The following is an 18,231-nucleotide window of genomic DNA, read 5'->3' as shown; positions in this document are numbered from 1 at the left end:
TCATGCATGACTTCATCGATCAGCTGGGAGCTCTACCGGACCTTTCTGGGGGTGCTGGAGCATGGTTCGCTCTCGGCCGCGGCCCGGGCCCTGGACCTGACCCAGCCGACGGTCGGGCGTCAGCTGGCCGCGCTGGAACAGGCCCTGGGGCTGACCCTGTTCACCCGCTCCCCCACCGGCGTGCAGCCCACCGAGGCGGCGCTGGCCCTGCGGGCACCGGCCCAGGCCGTGCAGCACGCGGCCCGGGCGCTGGAGCGCACGGCCGCCAGCCAGGGGGCGGGTGTGCAAGGGGTGGTGCGGGTGACGGCCAGCGAGGTGGTCGGGGTGGAGGTGCTGCCGCCCATCCTGGCGGCGCTGCGGGCCCGTCACCCGGGGCTGACCGTGGAGCTGGCCCTGTCCAACCGGCTGCAGGACCTGCTGCAGCGCGAGGCCGACATCGCGGTGCGCATGCAGGCACCGCAGCAGGGGGCGCTGCTGGCCCGGCGGGTCGGGGCCATCGACGTGGGCATGCATGCCCATCCGGACTACCTGGCCCGGCATGGCACGCCGCAGGACTGGGCCGATCTGGCGGGGCACAGCCTGATCGGCTTTGACGCGGTGACCGCCTACATCCGCCGGGCGGGTGCGGCTTGGCCGGCCCTGCGGCGCGAGCGCTTTGCGCTGCGCACCGACAGCGACGTGGCCCAGCTGGCCCTGATCCGCGCGGGGGCCGGCATCGGCCTGTGCCAGGTCGGCCTGGCCCGGCGCAGCTCGGCCCTGGTGCGGGTGCTGCCGGCGCAGTTCGCCCTGCCGCTGGACACCTGGGTGACCATGCACGAGGACCTGCGCCACAGCCCCCGCTGCCAGGTCACCTTCGAGGCCCTGGTCCAGGGCCTGCTGGATTACCTCAGCAGCGCGGCGGCACCGACCCCGGCCGGCTGAGCCTCGCCCGCGGGCTCAGCGCTCGGCCCCTGGGACCAGCGCTGCATCAGCGCCGCCCACTTGGGCCGCACGGTGGCCAGGTGGCGGGCCTTCACATGGCCGTAGCCGCGGATCTCCTCCGGCAGGCGGGCGATCTCCAGGGCCAGCGGCAGGCGCTCGGCGCTCAGGTCCTTCAGCAGGGTCTCGATGCCGGCGCGGTACTCGGCGATCAGGGCCCGCTCGGTGCGCCGCTCCTCGGTGTGGCCGAAGGGGTCCAGCCAGCGGCCGCGCAGGCCCTTGAACTTCGCCAGCACGCCCATCACCGGCCGCACCCAGGCGCCGAAGGCGGTCTTGCGCGGCTGACCATCGTCCCCGCGGCGGGCGAACAGCGGCGGCGCCAGGTGGTGCTGCAGCTTGACCGGACCGTCGAAGGTGGCGGCGATCTGGGCGGTGAAGGCCGGGTCGGTGTGCAGGCGGGCCACCTCGTACTCGTCCTTGTAGGCCATCAGCTTGAACAGGTAGCGCGCCACGGCCTCGGTCAGCCGGGTGCTGCCGGCCGGGGCCACCGCGGCCTCGGCGGCGCGCACCTTGTCGACGAAGGCGCGGTACTGGGCGGCGTAGCCGGCGTTCTGGTAGGCGGTGAGGAACTCCACGCGGCTGCCGACCAGCGCGTCCAGCGCGGGGCGCTTGAGCAGCTGGATCACCTGGGCGGTCTGCGTCAGGGCCTGCACGGCGGCCAGGTCATGGGCGCAGCGGCGGCCCCATTCGAAGGCAGCCTTGTTCTTGTCGATCTGCACGCCGTTGAGCTCCATGGCCCGCATCAGCGATTCGCGCGTCAGCGGGATGCGGCCCTTCTGCCAGGCGTAGCCCAGCATCATCGGGTTGGTGTAGATCGAGTCACCCAGCAGCTTGACGGCCAGGGCCTCGGCGTCGAAGGCGCCCAGGTGCCCGCTGCCCACCGCGCGGCCGATGGCCGCTTCGCAGGCCTCGTTGGGGAAGACCCAGTCCGGGTCGGTGACGAAAGCCGCGGTGGGGGTGCGGTGGGTGTTGAGGGCGACGTAGGTGCGCTCGGGGTGCATCACCGACAGCGTGGTCTTGCCGGCGGTGACGATGGCCTCGCAGCCGATCACCAGGTCGGCCTTGGCGGTGTCCACCTTGGTGGTGTGGATGGCCTCGATGCTGTCGGCGATCTGCACATGGCTCCAGGTGGCGCCGCCCTTCTGGGCCAGGCCCGCGGCGTCCTGGGTGATCACGCCCTTGCCCTCCATGTGGGCCGCCATGCCCAGCAGCTGGCCGATGGTGATGACGCCGGTGCCGCCCACGCCGGCCACCACGATGCCCCAGGCGCTCTGGGCTTCTGGCAGCACCGGCTCGGGCACCGGGGGCAGGGTGGCGGCCTGGCCGGCCACCGGGGCGGGCTTCTTCAGCGTGCCGCCGGTGACGGTGACGAAGCTGGGGCAGAAGCCCTTCACGCAGGACAGGTCCTGGTTGCAGCTGCTCTGGTTGATCTGGCGCTTGCGGCCGAACGGGGTTTCCAGCGGCTCCACCGAGACGCAGTTGCTCTTTTCCGAACAGTCGCCGCAGCCCTCGCAGACCAGGGGGTTGATCACCACCCGGGTGTCGGCGCCGGCCAGGGTGCCGCGCTTGCGACGGCGGCGCTTCTCGGTGGCGCAGGTCTGGTCGTAGATGATGATGGTGGTGCCGGTGAGCTCACGGAATTCGCGCTGGATGCGGTCCAGCTCGTCGCGGTGGTGCACCGTCACGCCAGTGGGGAGGTCCACCCGGGCGTACTTGTCCGGCGTGTCGCTGACGATCACCAGCTTGGCCACGCCTTCGGAGAGCAGGCTGTTCATGATCTGCAGCACCGAGTGGCCCTCGGGCCGCTCGCCCACGCGCTGGCCGCCGGTCATGGCCACCGCGTCGTTGTAGAGGATCTTGTAGGTGATGTTCACCCCGGCGGCGATGCTCTGGCGGATGGCCAGCAGGCCGGAGTGGAAGTAGGTGCCGTCGCCCAGGTTGGTGAAGATGTGCTGTTCGTTGGTGAACGGCGCCTGGCCCACCCAGGGCACGCCCTCGCCACCCATCTGAGTGAAGGTGGCGGTGTTTCGGGTGGGCATCCAGCTGACCATGTAGTGGCAGCCGATGCCGGCCACCGCGCGCGAGCCCTCGGGCACGCGGGTGCTGGTGTTGTGGGGGCAGCCCGAGCAGAACCAGGGTACCCGGTCGCCGGTGGTGCCACTGGCCGCACCCGCGCTGGCCAGGGCGGCCAGCTCGCGTTCCTTGGCCTCGATGACCGAGACGCGCTGGTCCATGCGGCGGGCGATGTCCTCGGGCACGCCCAGCTTCTTCAGCCGCTTGGCGATGGCCTTGGCGATGATGGCCGGCGTCAGGTCGGCCTTGGCGCGCAGCAGCCAGTTCTCGCTGGGGTTCGGGCGGCTCCATTCGCCGCCGGAGAGGTCGGCGTCATCGCCTTCCTCGAACTTGCCGATCACGTTGGGCCGCACATCGGCGCGCCAGTTGTACAGCTCCTCCTTGAGCTGGTACTCGATGATCTGGCGCTTCTCCTCGACGACCAGGATCTCCTGCAGACCCAGCGCGAACTCGCGGGTGATGTGGGCCTCCAGCGGCCACACCACGTTGACCTTGTGCAGCCGGATGCCCAGGCGGTGGCAGGTGGCCTCGTCCAGACCCAGATCGGCCAGGGCCTGGCGGGTGTCGTTGAAGGCCTTGCCACTGGAAATGATGCCGAAGCGGTCGTGCGGGCCTTCGATGACGTTGTAGTTGAGCTTGTTGGCCCGCACATAGGCCAGCGCGGCGTACCACTTGTGGTCCATCAGCCGGGCTTCCTGCTCCAGCGGCGGGTCCGGCCAGCGGATGTGCAGGCCGCCCGGGGGCATGGGGAAGTCCTCGGGCAGGACGATCTTGACCCGGTCGGGCGAGACGTCCACCGTGGTGGCCGACTCCACCACCTCCTGGATGGTCTTCATGCCGGTCCACACGCCCGAGAAGCGCGACAGCGCCCAGGCGTGCAGGCCCATGTCCAGGATGTCCTGCACGCTGGAGGGGAAGAAGGTCGGGAAGCCGCAGGCCTTGAAGACGTGGTCGCTCTGGTGCGGCGCGGTGGAGCTCTTGCTCACGTGGTCGTCACCGGCGATGGCGATGACCCCGCCGAAGCGGCTGGTGCCGGCCATGTTGGCGTGCTTGAAGACGTCGATGCAGCGGTCCACGCCCGGGCCCTTGCCGTACCACAGGCCGAACACGCCGTCGTACTTGGCCTTCTCGGGGAACAGGTCGAGCTGCTGGGTGCCCCAGACCGCGGTGGCGCCGAGCTCCTCATTCACGCCGGGCTGGAAGACCACGTGCTGGGCCTGCAGGTGCTTCTTGGCCTGCCACAGGGCCTGGTCATAGCCGCCCAGCGGCGAGCCGCGGTAGCCGCTGATGAAGCCGGCGGTGTTCAGCCCGGCCATCGCGTCGCGGGTGCGCTGCAGCATGGGCAGACGCACCAGGGCCTGTACCCCGCTCATGAAGGCCCGCCCGGTGGGCAGGGCGTACTTGTCGTCCAGCGAGACCTTCTCGAGGGCCTGACGGACGGCGTCGGTCAGCGGGGCATTCATGGTGCGGCTCCTGGGCCCGAGGGCCGTTGGGAAAGGCCGTGCGGCACCCGGGGCGGCTTGTGGCCGCGCCGGGGCCGTGCGCACGGCGGGGATGGAATCAGTGTAGGAAGTTCGGCCCGACAGGTGCTTGCTTTCGCTTGCGGAAATGGAACCCCGGCGGCAATATCCTTTCTTGAAATCCTAAACACAAGGTGATGTCTTGCCGGAAAACGAAGAATTCGGGATAACCCGCAGCGCCGGCGCACCCAGCCTGGACCGCTACGACGTGGCCATCCTGGAGGCCCTGCAGCGCGATGCCCGGCAGTCCAACGCGGAGCTGGCCGCCCGCATCGGCCTGTCACCGGCGCCCACCTGGCGCCGGGTGCGCCGGCTGGAGGAGCTGGGGGTCATCACCGGCTACCGCGCCGAGATCGACCGCCGCAAGATCGGCCTGGGCGTGCTGGCCTTCGTGCGGGTGGACACCGAGCGCGACAACGGCGAGGCCATCCATGCCCTGGAGGACGCGATCCGCGGCCTGCCCGAGGTGATCGCTTGCCACTACATCAGCGGCGCCGGCACCTTCGAGCTGCAGGTGCTGGTGACCGACCTGGACGCCTATTCCCGCTGGACCCGCGACACCCTGTTCGGCCTGCCCAATGTGAAGGACCTGCACACCAGCTTTTCGCTGGGCGAGGTCAAGGCCGGGGCGGCCCTGCCGCTGGACCACCTGCAGCCGGTGGTGCGTTGATGCAGGACAAGAGCCCGGCCCTTGCGGAGGAATGCACAGCTTGCGCACCCGCGTTGGCTTGAGCCCGGGGTCGCAATGGCCGATGCTGAAGACACCATGATGGTGCGTTTCGCTCCCCTCACACACGTCCTGCTGGGCCCGCCCGGGCCGCAGCGGGTGCGGGTATCGCAGTCCCTGCTGGTGCTGGCCCTGTACCTGGGCTTTGCCCTGGTGCTGCAGGTCGAGGTGCATCTGGGGCTGACCTCTGAGCGTCTGAGTCTGCCGCTCACCCTGTTCGGCCTGATGGGTTGCATCGGCTTCTACAGCACCATCCGAAGCGGACTCAATCTGCGGCTGAGTGAGCCCTCGCTCACGCGTCCGCAGATGTTCTACAGCATGGTCGCCGTGGCCTGGGCCTTTGCCGTCAGCGGCCCGCCGCGCGGCGCCACTGTCGTGCTGATGCAGGTCATCCTGATGTTCGGTCTCTTCGGCCTGCCCCCGCGGGAAGGGCGCCGCATGGCCGGCATGGGCTTTCTGATGCTGGCGGCCGTCATCGCCTGGCGGTCCTGGACCCTGGCGGACCCGGCCGAAACACGGCTGGACCTGGTCTATCTGATGTACGCCGGCATCGTGTTCACCGGGGTGGCCATCATCTCGGTGCGCCTGGGGCAGATCCGCGAACGGCTGCGCCACCAGGCGGCCGAGCTCAAGCTGGCGCTGGCGCGCAACCAGGAGCTGGCCACGCGCGACGTGCTGACCGGCCTGACCAACCGCCGCGCCATGCTGGAGCAGATGGCCATCGCCGCCCGCGAGATCGAGCGTCACGGCCAGCCGCTGGCGCTGGTGCTGTTCGACCTGGACCACTTCAAGCAGATCAACGACAGTCGCGGCCATGCCGCGGGCGACCGGGTGCTGCAGCGCTTCGGCGAGGTGGCGCTGGCCGAGATCCGTGCCGGGGACGTGCTGGCCCGCTGGGGTGGCGAGGAGTTTCTGCTGATGCTGCCGCGCACCGGGCTGGAGGAGGCCTGGCGCTGCGCCGAGCGCATCCGGGCCCGCCTGGCCGCCCTCAAGCTGGAGGGGGGGCAGGCCGGCATGCCGCTCACTTTCTCGGCCGGCGTGTCCTCCTGCCGGCGCATGGATCAGCTGGACGCAGCCATCGAGGCGGCCGACCGCGCGATGTACCTGGCCAAGGCCACCGGCCGCAACCGCACCGAACTGGTGGCCGGCCCGGGGCTGACCGAGGTCGGGCAGGGGGCAGCAGCGTGAACGTGTGGAACGGAGGACCCTGGCGCGCCGCAGGCGTTCGGCAGGCTCGGGCCTGGGCCTGGAGCTGCGTTGCCGGCTTGGGATTGGCCACGGCCGTGCAGGCCGCGCCGCCGGCCGTCAACCTGCGCATCGAGCTGCGCTGGCGTCAGGAGCCCGTGGCCGAGGGGCCGCCCGGCACCGTGATCGTCCGCAGCGACGGCAGCCGCGTCGATCCGCGGGGGCCCGGCCAGGTCTGGCGGACCGCGCCGTCACCGGGCGAGGACCTGTCCCCCGGCGGCCGCCTGCCCCTGCTGACCGTGCGCAATGGCGCGGCCGTGCGGGTGGCCCTGACCCACTGGCGGCCGCAGTCCGACACCGAGTGGCGCTGGCGCAGCGACGTGACCACGCCTGCCGCTGTGGCGGCCTCGGGCGCCCAGGGCCGCGGGCAGGCGGAGCTGCGTGGACAGGGCGGCTGGCAGGCCGACACGGCCAGCCTGTCCCTGCAGCCCTCCTGGCCCGGTGGTCGCCAGCCGGTCAGTCTGCGCTACAGCCTGAGCCTGCCGCAGGTGACGGGCGGCGCGACGGCCGAGGGGCCTGCTGCGGTGATGGAGGGCGCCGGTGAACTGCTGCTGCCGCTGGGCCGCTGGACCCCGCTGGGCCAGTGGGCACCCTCGGTCGCCACCGGACGACGCGGCGATGTGACCTACAGCACCCGCGATGCGGAGTCGACCGCGGAGAGCGGGGGACGGTGGCTGGAAGTGCGCGTCACCCAGCCCTGAGTGCCCCTGAGCGCTGGCGCGCGCCTGCCGCGGCGCCTCACAGGCGCGGCCACAGCACCCACAGGCGCAGCGGCTGCTTCATCCGCCCGGCCTGGGCCTCGGCGTCGTCGCCCCAGCCCCAGAAATAGTCCACCCGCACGGCGCCCACGATGGCGCTGCCGGTGTCCTGCGCCATCACCAGGCGCTGCAACGGTCGGTCCGACAGCGGTTCGGTGGTGTCCAGCCAGAGCGGGGCGCCATAGGGCACGGCGGCCGGGTCCACCGCCACCGAGCGCCCCGGCGTCAGGGGCACGGCCTGCGCGCCCTTGGGCCCCAGGCTGGGATCGGGCAGAGGCTCTTCGCGGAAGAAGACGTAGCGCGGGTTCTGCCACAGCATTTCCTGCAGGCGCTTGGGGTTGCGCCGCGCCCAGTCCTTGATGCCCGGCCAGGAGGCCTCGCCGGGCTTGAGCTCGCCCTGGTCGATCAGCCAGCGGCCCACCGATTTGTAGGGCTGTTCGTTGTGGCCGGCGAAGGCCAGCCGCACCAGGCGCTGGCGGCCGTCGGGCTCGGTGATCTGCAGGCGGCCGGAGCCCTGGATCTGCAGGATCAGCGCGTCCAGCGGGTCCTCCACCCAGGCGATCTCACGGCCCTTGAGCGCGGCCTGGGCGGCCGGCAGGGTGTCGAGCTGCTGGCGGGTCCAGTAGGGCTTGCGCTGGCCCAGATCGGGCGGGGCGGTGTACAGCGGCACGCGGCGGATGGCCGTGGGCTTGCGGCTGGCCGCCACCAGCGGCTCGAAGTAGCCGGTCACCAGGCCGTTGGCCTCGCCCTCGGGCGACTCCACCCGGTAGACCTTGAGGTTCTGTTCCAGCCAGGCACGGGCCTCGCTGTCGCTGGCCGGATTGGCCAGGTGCGCTTGGGCACACAGCCGGGTCCACGGGGCAGGCGGCGTCTGGCAGCCCAGGCGCAGGGCCGGCCAGACCTCCAGGGCACGGTCCTGGCCCCAGCCCGGCAGCTCGGCAAAGCTGGATGGCACCCAGCGGGCATGGCTGCGTTCCAGCGTGCCCGGCGGTGCCGGGACCGGGGCAGGGTGAGCGGGGGTCGGCGTGGGCGCGGGGGCCGAAGGCTCCAGCGAGACGCTGCTGCAGCTGGCCAGCAGCACGGCCGTGGCCATCGCGGTCAGCCCCGATGCGAGGCGTGACACCGGGGACCAGAATGGGAAGACGCCCGCACCGCGGCGGATGGGAAACGACATGGGATGGTTTGTGTTCGAGGCCCTGGTGGCTGCCGGGGTTCTGCTCTTCATGGTGTGGTGGACGATGTTCTCGGGGCGGCGGCGCGACGAGCACCGCAGCGATGACGAGCCCCCGGGCCCGCCGGGAGCGGGGTGAACGCGCTGCGAATTGTCACCCCCGCGGCGGGAAGAAGAAGCTGCCGGGCGCCGTGCGCCAGCGCTGGCGCAGCGCCTGGTAGATGCGGCCGCGGTCCTGCAGTTTCAGCCCTTGGGACACCATGGCCAACCGGAAGGCCAGCGCGAAGCTCACCCCCAGGTTGAGCATGGCCGTGACGGGAATGGCCGCCACGCACCACCAGAAGGCCGGCTCGTGCAGCAGGGGCAGGCCCAGCGTGCCCAGGGCCGCGGCGATCTGGCCGGTGGACAGGGTGACGTGGCGCACTTCCAGCGGCAGGCCGAAGACCGAGGCCAGGGCCGGCACCAGACCCAGCATCAGGCCCAGCGAGACGTTGGCCGCCAGGCCCGAGATGTTGTCGCGCCACCAGCGGGCCCAGCGCTGGGCCCGGGTCTCGCCCAGCCAGGCGATGGAGCGCGGGTTCCAGGCGATGGCGCTGTCCAGCCGGTGGAAGACGAACCAGTTCTCGACCCAGCCGGCGATCAGGCTGGAGGCGAACAGCAGCACCCCGGTGAAGGCCGCGAACAGCGCGGTGGGCCCCAGCAGGGTGGTGCTGTGCAGCACGTAGTCGGCCTGGGCCTGGCCGATCAGCGGCTTGCCCGCCAGCCACCAGGACAGGCCCTGCAGCGCCAGCACCACCGGGGCCACCGCCACCAGGTTGCCGATGATGCCGGCCATCTGCGAGCGCAGCAGGTGGGCCACCTCGTCGACGAAGCGGCCCAGGGCCACATCGCTGGCGATGCCTTCGAGCTTGCGCGCCATGCTCGGCGCGGTCATGGCCGGCTGCTTGGTGGCCACCGTCCAGTGCAGCAGCTGCACGATGACGAAGCTCAGCGCGTAGTTCAGGCCGGCGCCCAGGCCGTTCCAGAACACCGGCAGGGCCAGCGCGGTGATGGCGAACTTGATCAGCGTGGTGAAGCCGATGATGCCGCCACCCCCCAGCGCCATGCCCAGCATGTGGCGGTACTCGTCGCGGTCGCGGGTGATGTAGTGCTCACCCGTCTCGGCGCTGCGCTCGGTCACCTTGCGGGCCAGCAGGGCGTAGTGCTGGATGAACAGCGCCCGCACGCTGCGCCGCTCGGCACTGGCGCGGGCCAGTTCCAGCAGCAGGTGGCGCAGATCGGGCAGGGGTTCGGGGCTGATCAGGCAGGCCAGCAGGTTCTCGACCCGCTCGGCCCGGGCCCGCAACTGGTCCAGCTGGAACACCAGGTCCACCGAGATGCCGTACTCGTCCAGGTGGCCGCGCACGCTGGCGGCAGCCTTCAGGCAGGCGTCCAGCACCGCGCGCAGGTACTGGGCGCGCTGCTGCAGCTGCGCCATGCTCGCCCCGTCGGCCAGATCATGCCGCAGCGCGGTGGCGGCCTCGACCACCTGGTGGAAAGGGCGGTCCCCCAGGCCGGCCGGGTCCATGCGTTGGCGCAGGGCCGAGGAGAGGGCGCTGGCGCGGATCTGGCTGGCCAGCAGCTCGATGGAGTCGATCAACGCGTGTTGCCAGGGCAGGCGCGCCGGGTCCTCGGCGCACAGGGCCAGCAGGCGGCGCATCGTGCGGTCGTCGATGGCGGCGATCCATTCCGGGTCGCGTTCGTCGTCGAAGATCAGCAGGAAGAGCTCACCCAGGTCGCCGGTCTCCGGCGTGCCGGGCAGGAAGTTCAGGCGCAGCCGGTCGGCCAGCTCGCTGAAGAAGCCGTGCCGGGGGGCGAAACCGAAGTCGGCCAGCAGTCCCGGGGCGTCCAGCTCGGACAGCGTGCCGCGCAGCAGCGCCGACACGCGCGCCTGGTGCTCGGGGTGGCGGTCCAGCACATTGAGCAGGTGGCGCAGGCGGCGCACCGGCCAGGGGGTGCCGGCGGCACCGGGCTCGCCCTCCGGGGTTTCGCCGCTGTCATGCCGCAGCCACTCCAGCAGATGCACCAGCCACAGGTGCCGCTCCACCCGGCTGCCCGGGGCCTGGGCGGCGTTGAGCAGAGCGGTCAGATCCCAGCGGATACCGGCCATCAGTGCAGGGCCCTCGCCTGGACCAGGTCGAAGGGGCCGACCGGGGTCTCGAACCAGTGGGCGTCCTCGCTGATGCAGAAGAAGGTGCCGGCCATGCGGCCCTGCGGCGTGGCGATCTGGGCCCAGCTGCTGTACTCGAAGGTCTCGCCCGGCTTGAGCAAGGGCTGGTGGCCGACCACGGCCAGGCCCCGCACCTCCTGGGTGTGGTCGTGGCCGTCGGTGATGCGCCAGTGGCGGCCCACCAGCTGCGCACTCACCGGCCCGGTGTTGCGGATGGTGATCGTGTAGGCAAACGCGTAGCGGCCCTCGCTGGCCGAGGACTGCTCGGGCAGGTACTGCGTCACGACGGTACAGGTGAACTGGGCTGGCGTCATGCGGTGATCCTAGCAAGGCTCCTTAAAATCCGGGGTTTTCACGGCTTAGGCCCCTTTGGCGGGCACCAGTTCCATGGCACCGACCTACCGCATCGCCCCGAGCATCCTGTCCGCCGACTTTGCCCGCCTGGGCGAGGAGGTCCGCCACGTGCTGGCCGCTGGCGCCGACTGGATCCACTTCGACGTGATGGACAACCATTACGTGCCCAACCTGACCTTCGGCCCGATGGTCTGCCAGGCCCTGCGCTCGCACGCCGTCCAGCCCGATGGCACGCCCGCGCCGATCGACGTGCACCTGATGGTGCAGCCGGTGGATGCGCTGGCCCAGGCCTTCTGCCAGGCCGGTGCCGACCTGGTGAGCTTCCACCCCGATGCCTCGGCCCACGTCGACCGCACGCTGCAGCTGATCAAGGCCGAGGGCAAGCAGGCCGGCCTGGTGTTCAACCCGGCCGAGCCGCTGGACGTGCTGGAGTGGGTGATCGACAAGGTCGACCTGGTGCTGATCATGAGCGTGAACCCCGGCTTCGGCGGGCAGAGCTTCATCGACGCGGCCCTGCGCAAGCTGGAGAAGGCCCGCAAGATCATCGACGCCAGCGGACGCGACATCCGCCTGGAGGTGGACGGCGGCGTCAAGGTGGACAACATCCGCCGCATCGCCGATGCGGGCGCCGACACCTTCGTGGCCGGCAGCGCCATCTTCGGCAAGTCCGATTACAAGGGCGTGATCGACGCCATGCGCGCCGAACTGGCGCGCTGAACCACCCGGCCCGGCGCCCTCAGAGCGCCGGGACGATCAGCACGACCCGCCGGTTCTGCGACTGGCAGGCGTCGGTGTCCTCGGTGCACACCGGGCGCTCCTTGCCCCGGCTGCGCACCGTGAGCTGGGCACCCGAGAGTGCGCTGTCGTGCAGCACCTGGGCCACGGCCTCGGCCCGCCGCTGCGAGAGCTGCAGGTTGTAGCCGCTGCCGCCCTTGAGGTCGGTGTGGCCCTCGATGCGCAGCTGGCCGATGCCGAGCCCGGCCAACGAGTTGCCCAGATCCAGCAGGTGCTGGCGCTGTGTGGCGTCCAGCGCATCGGAATCGAAGGCAAACAGCAGCTTGCTTGACAGGTTCAGGGTCCAGCCATCGTCCGCCGGGGCGAAGCCCAGGGCCTGCAGCCGGGCTTCCCGGTCGGGGGCTGGTGCGGGAGTTGCCGGAGTCTGGCAGCCGGACAGCAGCAAGGCGGATGTCGCGGACAGCCAGGCGAGGGCCAGGATCACGGCGTGGCGCCGGGGCGACAGCGAGGGCATGGGAGATCTCCTTGGGGTGTTCAGCGCCGTTCGCGTGCGTCCGCTCCCGGCTTGCGCCGGTACATCTGGCGGTCGGCTTCCCGCAGCAGGGCTTCGGGGCTGTTGCCATCGTCGGGAAAGACCGCCGTGCCGATGCTGACGCTGGGCAGCCGGCGCTCCGGCAAGTCCAGATCCGCGGGCTGGGCCAGGGCGCTGATGAGCTTGTGCACCAGCGTGGCCAGGTCTTCCCGCTGACGCAGCGGGTCGATCAGCACGACGAACTCGTCCCCGCCCAGGCGGGCCACCAGGTCGCTTTCGCGCACGCAGCCGCGCAGGCGGCCGGCCACGGCGGCCAGCACCCGGTCACCGGCCTCGTGGCCGTGAACATCGTTGATGCGCTTGAAGTCGTTGACGTCGATGAACAGCACCGCCATGCGCTCGTCCAGTGGCCGGGGGCGGCTCATGGCCACGGCCAGGCAGTGCTCGAACCAGGCTCGGTTGGCGATGCCGGTGAGCGGGTCGAGCCGGCTCTGGTGCGCGAGCTGGTCGTGTGCGCTCTGCAGCGCGACATGGCGCTGCGTCAGCTCCTGCCGCTGTGCCTGGACCTGCGCCAGCAGCGCATTGAAGTCGCGGGCCAGGGCGTCGATCTCGGTCACGGTGGCCGAGGGCACCCGGCGGGAGAAGTCCTGGGCTTCCCGGATGGCCCGGGTTTGCGCGGCCAATGCCAGCAGCGGGGCTTCGACCTGCTCGGCCAGCCCGTGGGCCGCGCGGCGCACCGCCCACAGGATGGCTGCCGCGCCGGCCAGCAGCCCCAGCAGGCCCCAACCGGCAGCCTGCACCAGCAGCCAGGCCTGTGCACGCACCCGCAGCGTGCCCTGGGGCTGGCCATCGGCCACCACCGGCAGCGCCACCTCGAAGGCCGGCAGCAGACTGGCCACCCGGTCGGCCAGCCCCGCCGGGGGCGGGGCCTGGTAGCGGGCCAGCGCCCGTCCGTCGCGCAGCACGAGCTCGGCTCGGGCCAGATGCTCTGCGCGGCCCACCTCGGCCAGGATCTCCCTGGCCGCCTGGGCGTCGCGGAACACCACTGCGGCGTCCACCGTGTAGGCCAGCGAGCGTGCGACCAGGTCCAGATGGTGTTGCGCGCTGGTCCGCAGCAGCAGGGCCGAGGCCAGCATCAGCAGGCCGCCAACCACCCCCGTGGCGATGGCGGCCACCCGCAGCTGCGCCCGGTGCAGAACACGCCGCAGCGGCTCGGGGGCGGTGGTGGTCATCCGGATCTCCCCCCGGGTCGGGCCAGCCGGAGCACCTGGGGGTGGATGCGCAGGCCGCTGCGGGCCACGGCATCCAGGTTGACCTCGAAGCGTGTGCCGTCGCCGCGGGTCTCCAGGCAGAACATGCCGCCGTCGCTGCAGAACTCGGCTCCCCGGCCGATGGTCAGCACGGGGCGGCTGGCCAGTGCCTGCAGGGCGGCCTGCTGGCGCGCCAAGGTCCAGCCGGCAAAGAACACCAGGTCGCAGCCGGCTGGCACGGGGGCGTCCGGTGCGATGTCTCGCGCCAGTACCGGGCGCGTGGATTCGGGGGTCTGCAGGCGCGCGAGCAGGGCGGCCGTGTCGTCTGCCTGGCGGCTGATGCAGGCCAGCAGGGGCCGTGGCTCACCGGGCCAGCGCGTGTAGGCCAGGATGCGGCTCACCACCTCGACCGGGGCGAACTCCGACTCGGCCGCCGCCAGGGGGGAACCCGCCTGGGCCAGACGGGCCGCTCCGAGCAGGGCGGCCCCCAGGGTCATCCAGCGCCAGCAGGGCAGGGCGGACGGCAGGAGGGTGGGGAGCGGAGGGCGCATGGGCACAGCAACGGCGGGGACGGACCCCTGTGGCCGATTCTGTGAGGCCGTGCGCCGGCCTTGAGGCTGCGCCGGGCGGTGACGGTCGTGCCAGACCGCGCAACCGTGCGCTCGTGACGGTGACTGTGGGGAATTTGCCGCAGCGGGCGGGTCAGCCGGCGAAGCCGTACAGGGCGTACCAGCGCTGGTTCACCTGGATGGACAGGCGGCGCGGGGTGGCGCCGGTGCTCTCCCAGCTGTGGGTGTTGCGGTCGATCGCGGCCAGTGCCGCATCCTTCAGTGCCGACAGCAGCGGCTGATCGTCCCGGCAGTGCACGCGCGGGATGACCAGGGACACCTCCATCGGGGGCGTGTCGCCGGCAAAGTCCACCTGCGCCCGCAAGACGATGGATTTGTGCGTGCTGAAGGCAATGTCCAGCTCGCCTGCCACGGTGGCGTCCGGACCGAAGGGGATGGCATCGATGGCCAGCGCGGCGGGGGCTGGAAGCGGCGGGGGGGCATTCCAGGCCTCGGCATGGTGGGGCTCATGCGCGGGGGGATGCTGCAGGGTCGGGCTCATCGCAACTCAAAAGACTTCTCAACAGGCCTGCATGCTGTCTGCAAGTCCAGGGGCTGTGTGTAGGAACTTGCCCCTTCTTCCCAAGGCCGTCCGCATGGCGTAGGTCGGCCGATGCCTACACCGTCAGCGCCGGGTGGCCGACAGGCGGACGGGGCTCCGGCTGGTGGAACCCTGGGCCCGCACATCCCACACTGGGTGGACGAACTTGATCGACATCACGTCTTCATTTGCACAGGAGATTGCCCATGACCGCAAAGACTGCCGCTGCCCTGGATCAACAGGTGGACCGTGCCGCCGACCTGGCCGAGCGCGCCATCGAAGGCACCCGACGCGCTGCCGGACGCGCCCTGGACCAGATCGAAGCCGAGGTGGAGGACGCCCGCGACGAAGCCGCCTTCTCGCTGTCGCGTGCCGTCGGCAAGGTGGAGGCCCTGGCTGCCCGCACCCGCGACCAAGCCCGCGATGCCAGCCACCGGGCGCGCGAGCGCCTTGAGGAGGCCGGTGACCAGACCCGGGCCTACATCCGTGACGAGCCGGTAAAGTCGGTGTTGATCGCGGCGGCGGCTGGTGCGGCCCTGGCGGGCCTGATCGGCTGGCTGGCCCGCTCGCGCCGCCAGACCTGACCCTCTGTCGATCGGCCCCGCCATGCTCATCCACCCCTTCTTCCGCACCCTGGCCAGCCGGCCGGATCTGCTGGCCGACCACGCCGGGGCTTACGCCGCCCTGGCCCAGGCCGAACTGGGGGAAGCGGCGCGGCGCTGGCGTCAGCGCCTGTTGTGGATGACCGTGGCCGCGGTGCTGGCGCTGCTGGCCCTGGGGCTGGCTGGGGTGGCCCTGCTGCTGGTGGCCGCCCTGCCGGTGGCGCAGATGCCCGCGGCCTGGGTGCTGGCGGCGCTGCCGGCCACCCTGGCCACGCTGGCCCTGGGGCTGTTGCTGTGGCAGCTGCGCAGCGGCCGTGGCCAGACGGTGTTCGATGCAGCGCTCTGGCGTGAGCAATGGGCGCAGGACCAGGCACTTTGGCAAGAGGCGTCGGGGTCATGAGCCCCGCGCAGCAGAGTCCCGCGCCGGTGGCCACTCCCGAATCTGGCGCGAACGGCGGGGCCGCGGTGACGGCCAGGCAGCAGGCCCTGGCGCGGCTGACCGCCTCCCGCTCGCGCCTGCGGGCGCAGGTGGTGCCTGCGAGGCATGCCGGCAGGGCGGGCGACGCTTCAGACGGCCTGGGGCTGCGCATCTGGTGGCGCTTTCTGAGGCGCGAACTGGGGCAGACGCCGGTCGGTCTGGCGGCGCTGTCCTGGATCGAGCGCTGGTGGCAGCGCCAACCCCTGTCCACGGCGGCAGAGCTGGGGGCGGCGGAGCTGCGCGCAACGGTGCTGCCCGTGGTGCGGCGCCATCCCGTGGTCGCGCTGGCCGGCGCCGCCCTGCTGGGAGGCGCCCTGGTCGCATCCAGGCGCTGGCTGTGGTCCTGGGCCGGTCGTCGGGCCGGTGCCTGGCGGGGCAGCCTGGGCGCCTGGGTGTGGCGGCAGGCCCGTGATCCTGCCGTCCAGCTGCTGGTGATGGCCTGGCTCCAGCAGATGGCCGCGGCCCGGCCCCAGGCGGGGGGCGCGCCGCCCGAGGCCGGCGCACAGGATGCTGTTCAGGCGGCTGCAGCGGCGCAGGCGCCACCATCGGGGCCTGACGTCTGAGCCCTTGGGCCGTGGTGTTGCGGTGGGCGCGGCGACAATGTCCTGCCACGTTGTTCCCCACCCAGACGAGTCTCACCATGTCCCTTGACACCGTCCTCGCGGCCCCACCGCACCCCTGGCAAGCCGCCATCGTCGACCTCGACGGCACCATGGTCGACACCCTTGGCGATTTCGAACTGGCGCTCAACCGCAGCCTGGCCGAACTGGGCCTGCCGGGGGTGGACCGGGCCTTCATCGAGCACACCGTGGGCAAGGGCTCGGCCCACCTGCTGCGCAGCACGCTGGCCCATGTGCAGGCCGATGCGGCGCACTACGACGCGCTGTGGGCGGCCTACCAGCGCCACTACCTGGCGATCAACGGGCAGGCCTCGGTGGTGTACCCCGGGGTGGTGGAGGGCCTGACCCGCCTGCGCGAAGCGGGGCTGCGCCTGGCCTGCCTGACCAACAAGCCCACCGCCTTTGCCCGGCCGCTGTTGCAGGCCAAGGGACTGGACGGCTTCTTCACCCACGTCTTTGGTGGCGACGCCTTTGCGCGGACCAAGCCGGACCCGTTGCCGTTGCTCAAGACCTGTGAGGCTCTGGGCAGTGCACCCGCTGTCACGCTGATGGTGGGCGACTCCAGCAACGATGCACGTGCTGCGCGCGCCGCCGGCTGTCCGGTGGTGCTGGTGGCCTATGGCTACAACCACGGCGAGCCACCCGAGTCGGCCCAACCCGATGCCGTGCTGGCGCGGCTGGATGCGCTGGAACTGGGCGCCTTGCGGCCCCGCGGCGGCTGAGCGGGGCGCCGGCGTTCAGCTGTCCAGATCGAACCCGAACTGGATGACCGCCGAGGTGGGGCGCGACACCGGCTGAAAGTGGGCGGCCTTGATGGCGTCCAGCGCCGCCTGATCCAGCCTCGGGTGGCTGCTCTGCACGATGGTGGCGTCCATCACGCTGCCATCGGGAGCCACCTGCACCCTCACTTCGACCGAGCCGCGGCGCATGCGGCGCATCAGGCTGTCGGGCAGGGCCAGGGATTCGCCCGGGCGGAGCACCAGCGTCTCGGCCACGGGCGAGGGCGGCGGAGCCGCTGGCTCGGGATGGTGTTCTGGCGTGGTCATGGCCACATCGGTGGCACTGGCGCGGTCGGGTGCTGGCGCGTCCGACTCCGTGGACGGGCTGGCGGCGTGGGCCACGGGCACGTCGGCTGCGGATGCGCCCGTGGTGGCGGGCTCGGCGCTGGCCAGCGCTGGTGCTGGCGCTGGCGCTGGACGAGACGGTGCCGCATCCGAGGCACTGGTTGGGCTGGGCCGCGCGGTGTCCCGGGTGGCCAGTGCGGGGGCTGGCGTCGTGGGCTCCGGGGGGGCCGGGCGTGGCGCAGGTGCCTGCTTCTCGGGCTTCTCGGTGCGGGCCGCGCGGGCCGCCCGCTCGGCAGCGGCCTTCTCGCTGGCCAGCTTCTCAGCGGCGTTCTGCCGCTCGGTCGCGCTCCGTTCCTGGGTGGCCTTGTCCTGTCCGGCGGTCTGCTCGCCCAGACGCCGAATCCAGTACATCGGACGCTCCGCGTCCCGCTTCACCCGGTCGCTGATCTCGATGCCCTGCGTGTCCGGCACCGGCACCGGGGCCGGTGGGGCGGACTGCGCCCAGCTGGCTGCGCACAGCGGCCAGAGCAGGATCGTGCGGACCAGTTGCCGCTGCAACGGCCGCACCGCAGGCGCAGCCTTCCCCCCCAGGCCGAGCGCGATGGCATCGGCCTGCCTCACCCAACGACGCCCCATGGCGATGGCCCCTGTTGTCGTGTGATGTCAACCCGTTGCCTGATGGGCAACCACTGAAGCGGCGAGTGTGACGACAGAGTGACCGCTTGTCCATGGCCTGGGCGCCCTTCGACGACTTCAATCCGGGGGG

At 71.6% G+C, this 18,231-nt stretch carries 19 protein-coding genes; 10 read left to right on the top strand and 9 right to left on the bottom strand.

Going from position 1 to position 18,231, the window contains the following annotated elements:
* Positions 1–6 precede the first annotated feature (6 nt).
* Positions 7–921: a LysR family transcriptional regulator gene (locus M0L44_RS15755; protein ID WP_252770766.1), complete on the top strand. Its 915-nt coding sequence runs from the start codon at positions 7–9 to the stop codon at positions 919–921.
* Here the strand turns inward: M0L44_RS15755 and M0L44_RS15750 are convergent.
* Positions 882–4,514 carry an indolepyruvate ferredoxin oxidoreductase family protein gene (locus M0L44_RS15750; RefSeq protein ID WP_252770765.1) on the bottom strand — a complete coding sequence of 1,211 codons (3,633 nt, stop codon included), beginning with the start codon at positions 4,512–4,514 and terminating at the stop codon, positions 882–884. The genes M0L44_RS15755 and M0L44_RS15750 overlap by 40 nt on opposite strands.
* Positions 4,515–4,713: 199 nt before the next feature.
* On the opposite strand from M0L44_RS15750, the gene M0L44_RS15745 reads away from it, so the two are divergent.
* The 3 genes from M0L44_RS15745 (at position 4,714) to M0L44_RS15735 (ending at position 7,244) form a co-directional block, all read left to right on the top strand.
* Positions 4,714–5,241 carry an Lrp/AsnC family transcriptional regulator gene (locus M0L44_RS15745; protein WP_252770764.1) on the top strand — a complete coding sequence of 176 codons (528 nt, stop codon included), beginning with the start codon at positions 4,714–4,716 and terminating at the stop codon, positions 5,239–5,241.
* Between the two features lie 75 nt (positions 5,242–5,316).
* Positions 5,317–6,486 (top strand): GGDEF domain-containing protein, encoded by a 1,170-nt coding sequence (locus M0L44_RS15740; protein ID WP_252770763.1) that lies wholly within the window; start codon positions 5,317–5,319, stop codon positions 6,484–6,486.
* Between the two features lie 77 nt (positions 6,487–6,563).
* Positions 6,564–7,244, top strand: a complete 681-nt coding sequence (locus tag M0L44_RS15735; RefSeq protein WP_252770762.1) for a hypothetical protein — start codon at positions 6,564–6,566, stop codon at positions 7,242–7,244.
* A gap of 37 nt (positions 7,245–7,281) precedes the next feature.
* Here the strand turns inward: M0L44_RS15735 and mltA are convergent, their stop codons facing one another.
* A complete protein-coding gene (gene mltA, locus M0L44_RS15730; protein ID WP_252770761.1) occupies positions 7,282–8,424 on the bottom strand; it encodes a murein transglycosylase A in 1,143 nt (380 codons plus the stop codon).
* Between the two features lie 49 nt (positions 8,425–8,473).
* On the opposite strand from mltA, the gene M0L44_RS15725 reads away from it, so the two are divergent.
* Positions 8,474–8,611, top strand: a complete 138-nt coding sequence (locus tag M0L44_RS15725) for a hypothetical protein (protein ID WP_199899038.1) — start codon at positions 8,474–8,476, stop codon at positions 8,609–8,611.
* Positions 8,612–8,626: 15 nt separating this feature from the next.
* Here M0L44_RS15725 and tlpB read toward each other — a convergent pair whose 3' ends face one another.
* Entirely contained in the window at positions 8,627–10,621 is a 1,995-nt protein-coding gene (gene tlpB / locus M0L44_RS15720; RefSeq protein ID WP_252770760.1) for a transporter-like protein TlpB, read from the bottom strand.
* Positions 10,621–10,995 carry a Co2+/Mg2+ efflux facilitator ApaG/CorD gene (apaG, locus tag M0L44_RS15715; RefSeq protein ID WP_252770759.1) on the bottom strand — a complete coding sequence of 125 codons (375 nt, stop codon included), beginning with the start codon at positions 10,993–10,995 and terminating at the stop codon, positions 10,621–10,623. The genes tlpB and apaG overlap by 1 nt, the downstream gene beginning before the upstream one ends.
* A 73-nt stretch (positions 10,996–11,068) precedes the next feature.
* Between apaG and rpe the strand changes: the two genes are divergently transcribed.
* Positions 11,069–11,752: a ribulose-phosphate 3-epimerase gene (rpe, locus tag M0L44_RS15710; RefSeq protein ID WP_252770758.1), complete on the top strand. Its 684-nt coding sequence runs from the start codon at positions 11,069–11,071 to the stop codon at positions 11,750–11,752.
* Between the two features lie 19 nt (positions 11,753–11,771).
* Here rpe and yfiB read toward each other — a convergent pair whose 3' ends face one another.
* The 4 genes from yfiB to M0L44_RS15690 form a co-directional block, all read right to left on the bottom strand.
* Positions 11,772–12,284 carry an outer membrane lipoprotein YfiB gene (yfiB, locus tag M0L44_RS15705; protein WP_252770757.1) on the bottom strand — a complete coding sequence of 171 codons (513 nt, stop codon included), beginning with the start codon at positions 12,282–12,284 and terminating at the stop codon, positions 11,772–11,774.
* A gap of 20 nt (positions 12,285–12,304) precedes the next feature.
* Positions 12,305–13,534: a diguanylate cyclase DgcN/YfiN gene (gene dgcN, locus M0L44_RS15700; protein WP_252770756.1), complete on the bottom strand. Its 1,230-nt coding sequence runs from the start codon at positions 13,532–13,534 to the stop codon at positions 12,305–12,307.
* A complete protein-coding gene (yfiR, locus tag M0L44_RS15695) occupies positions 13,531–14,103 on the bottom strand; it encodes a regulatory sequestration protein YfiR (protein WP_252770755.1) in 573 nt (190 codons plus the stop codon). Before yfiR ends, dgcN begins: the two co-directional genes overlap by 4 nt.
* A 151-nt stretch (positions 14,104–14,254) precedes the next feature.
* Positions 14,255–14,662 carry a hypothetical protein gene (locus M0L44_RS15690; protein ID WP_252770754.1) on the bottom strand — a complete coding sequence of 136 codons (408 nt, stop codon included), beginning with the start codon at positions 14,660–14,662 and terminating at the stop codon, positions 14,255–14,257.
* 245 nt (positions 14,663–14,907) lie between these two features.
* Here M0L44_RS15690 and M0L44_RS15685 point away from each other — a divergent pair, with 245 nt between their 5' ends.
* The 4 genes from M0L44_RS15685 to gph all read left to right on the top strand — a co-directional run bounded on the left by M0L44_RS15685 (position 14,908) and on the right by gph (position 17,123).
* Positions 14,908–15,285 (top strand): aldehyde dehydrogenase family protein, encoded by a 378-nt coding sequence (locus M0L44_RS15685; RefSeq protein ID WP_252770753.1) that lies wholly within the window; start codon positions 14,908–14,910, stop codon positions 15,283–15,285.
* Between the two features lie 22 nt (positions 15,286–15,307).
* Complete coding sequence (locus M0L44_RS15680; protein WP_252770752.1) at positions 15,308–15,703, top strand: hypothetical protein; 396 nt, start codon at positions 15,308–15,310, stop codon at positions 15,701–15,703.
* Entirely contained in the window at positions 15,700–16,344 is a 645-nt protein-coding gene (locus M0L44_RS15675) for a hypothetical protein (protein ID WP_252770751.1), read from the top strand. The genes M0L44_RS15680 and M0L44_RS15675 overlap by 4 nt, the downstream gene beginning before the upstream one ends.
* 77 nt (positions 16,345–16,421) lie before the next feature.
* A complete protein-coding gene (gene gph / locus M0L44_RS15670) occupies positions 16,422–17,123 on the top strand; it encodes a phosphoglycolate phosphatase (protein ID WP_252770750.1) in 702 nt (233 codons plus the stop codon).
* Positions 17,124–17,138: 15 nt separating this feature from the next.
* Here the strand turns inward: gph and M0L44_RS15665 are convergent, their stop codons facing one another.
* The gene (locus M0L44_RS15665) at positions 17,139–18,101 is read right to left on the bottom strand and encodes an energy transducer TonB (protein WP_252770749.1); all 963 of its coding nucleotides are present in this window, start codon (positions 18,099–18,101) and stop codon (positions 17,139–17,141) included.
* Positions 18,102–18,231: the final 130 nt, after the last annotated feature.

It is taken from the genome of Ideonella oryzae (assembly GCF_024055665.1).
Classification (GTDB): Bacteria; Pseudomonadota; Gammaproteobacteria; order Burkholderiales; family Burkholderiaceae_C; genus Ideonella; species Ideonella oryzae.
Note: the sequence above shows the minus strand (reverse complement) of the source record. Positions and strands in the feature narration are given on the sequence as shown.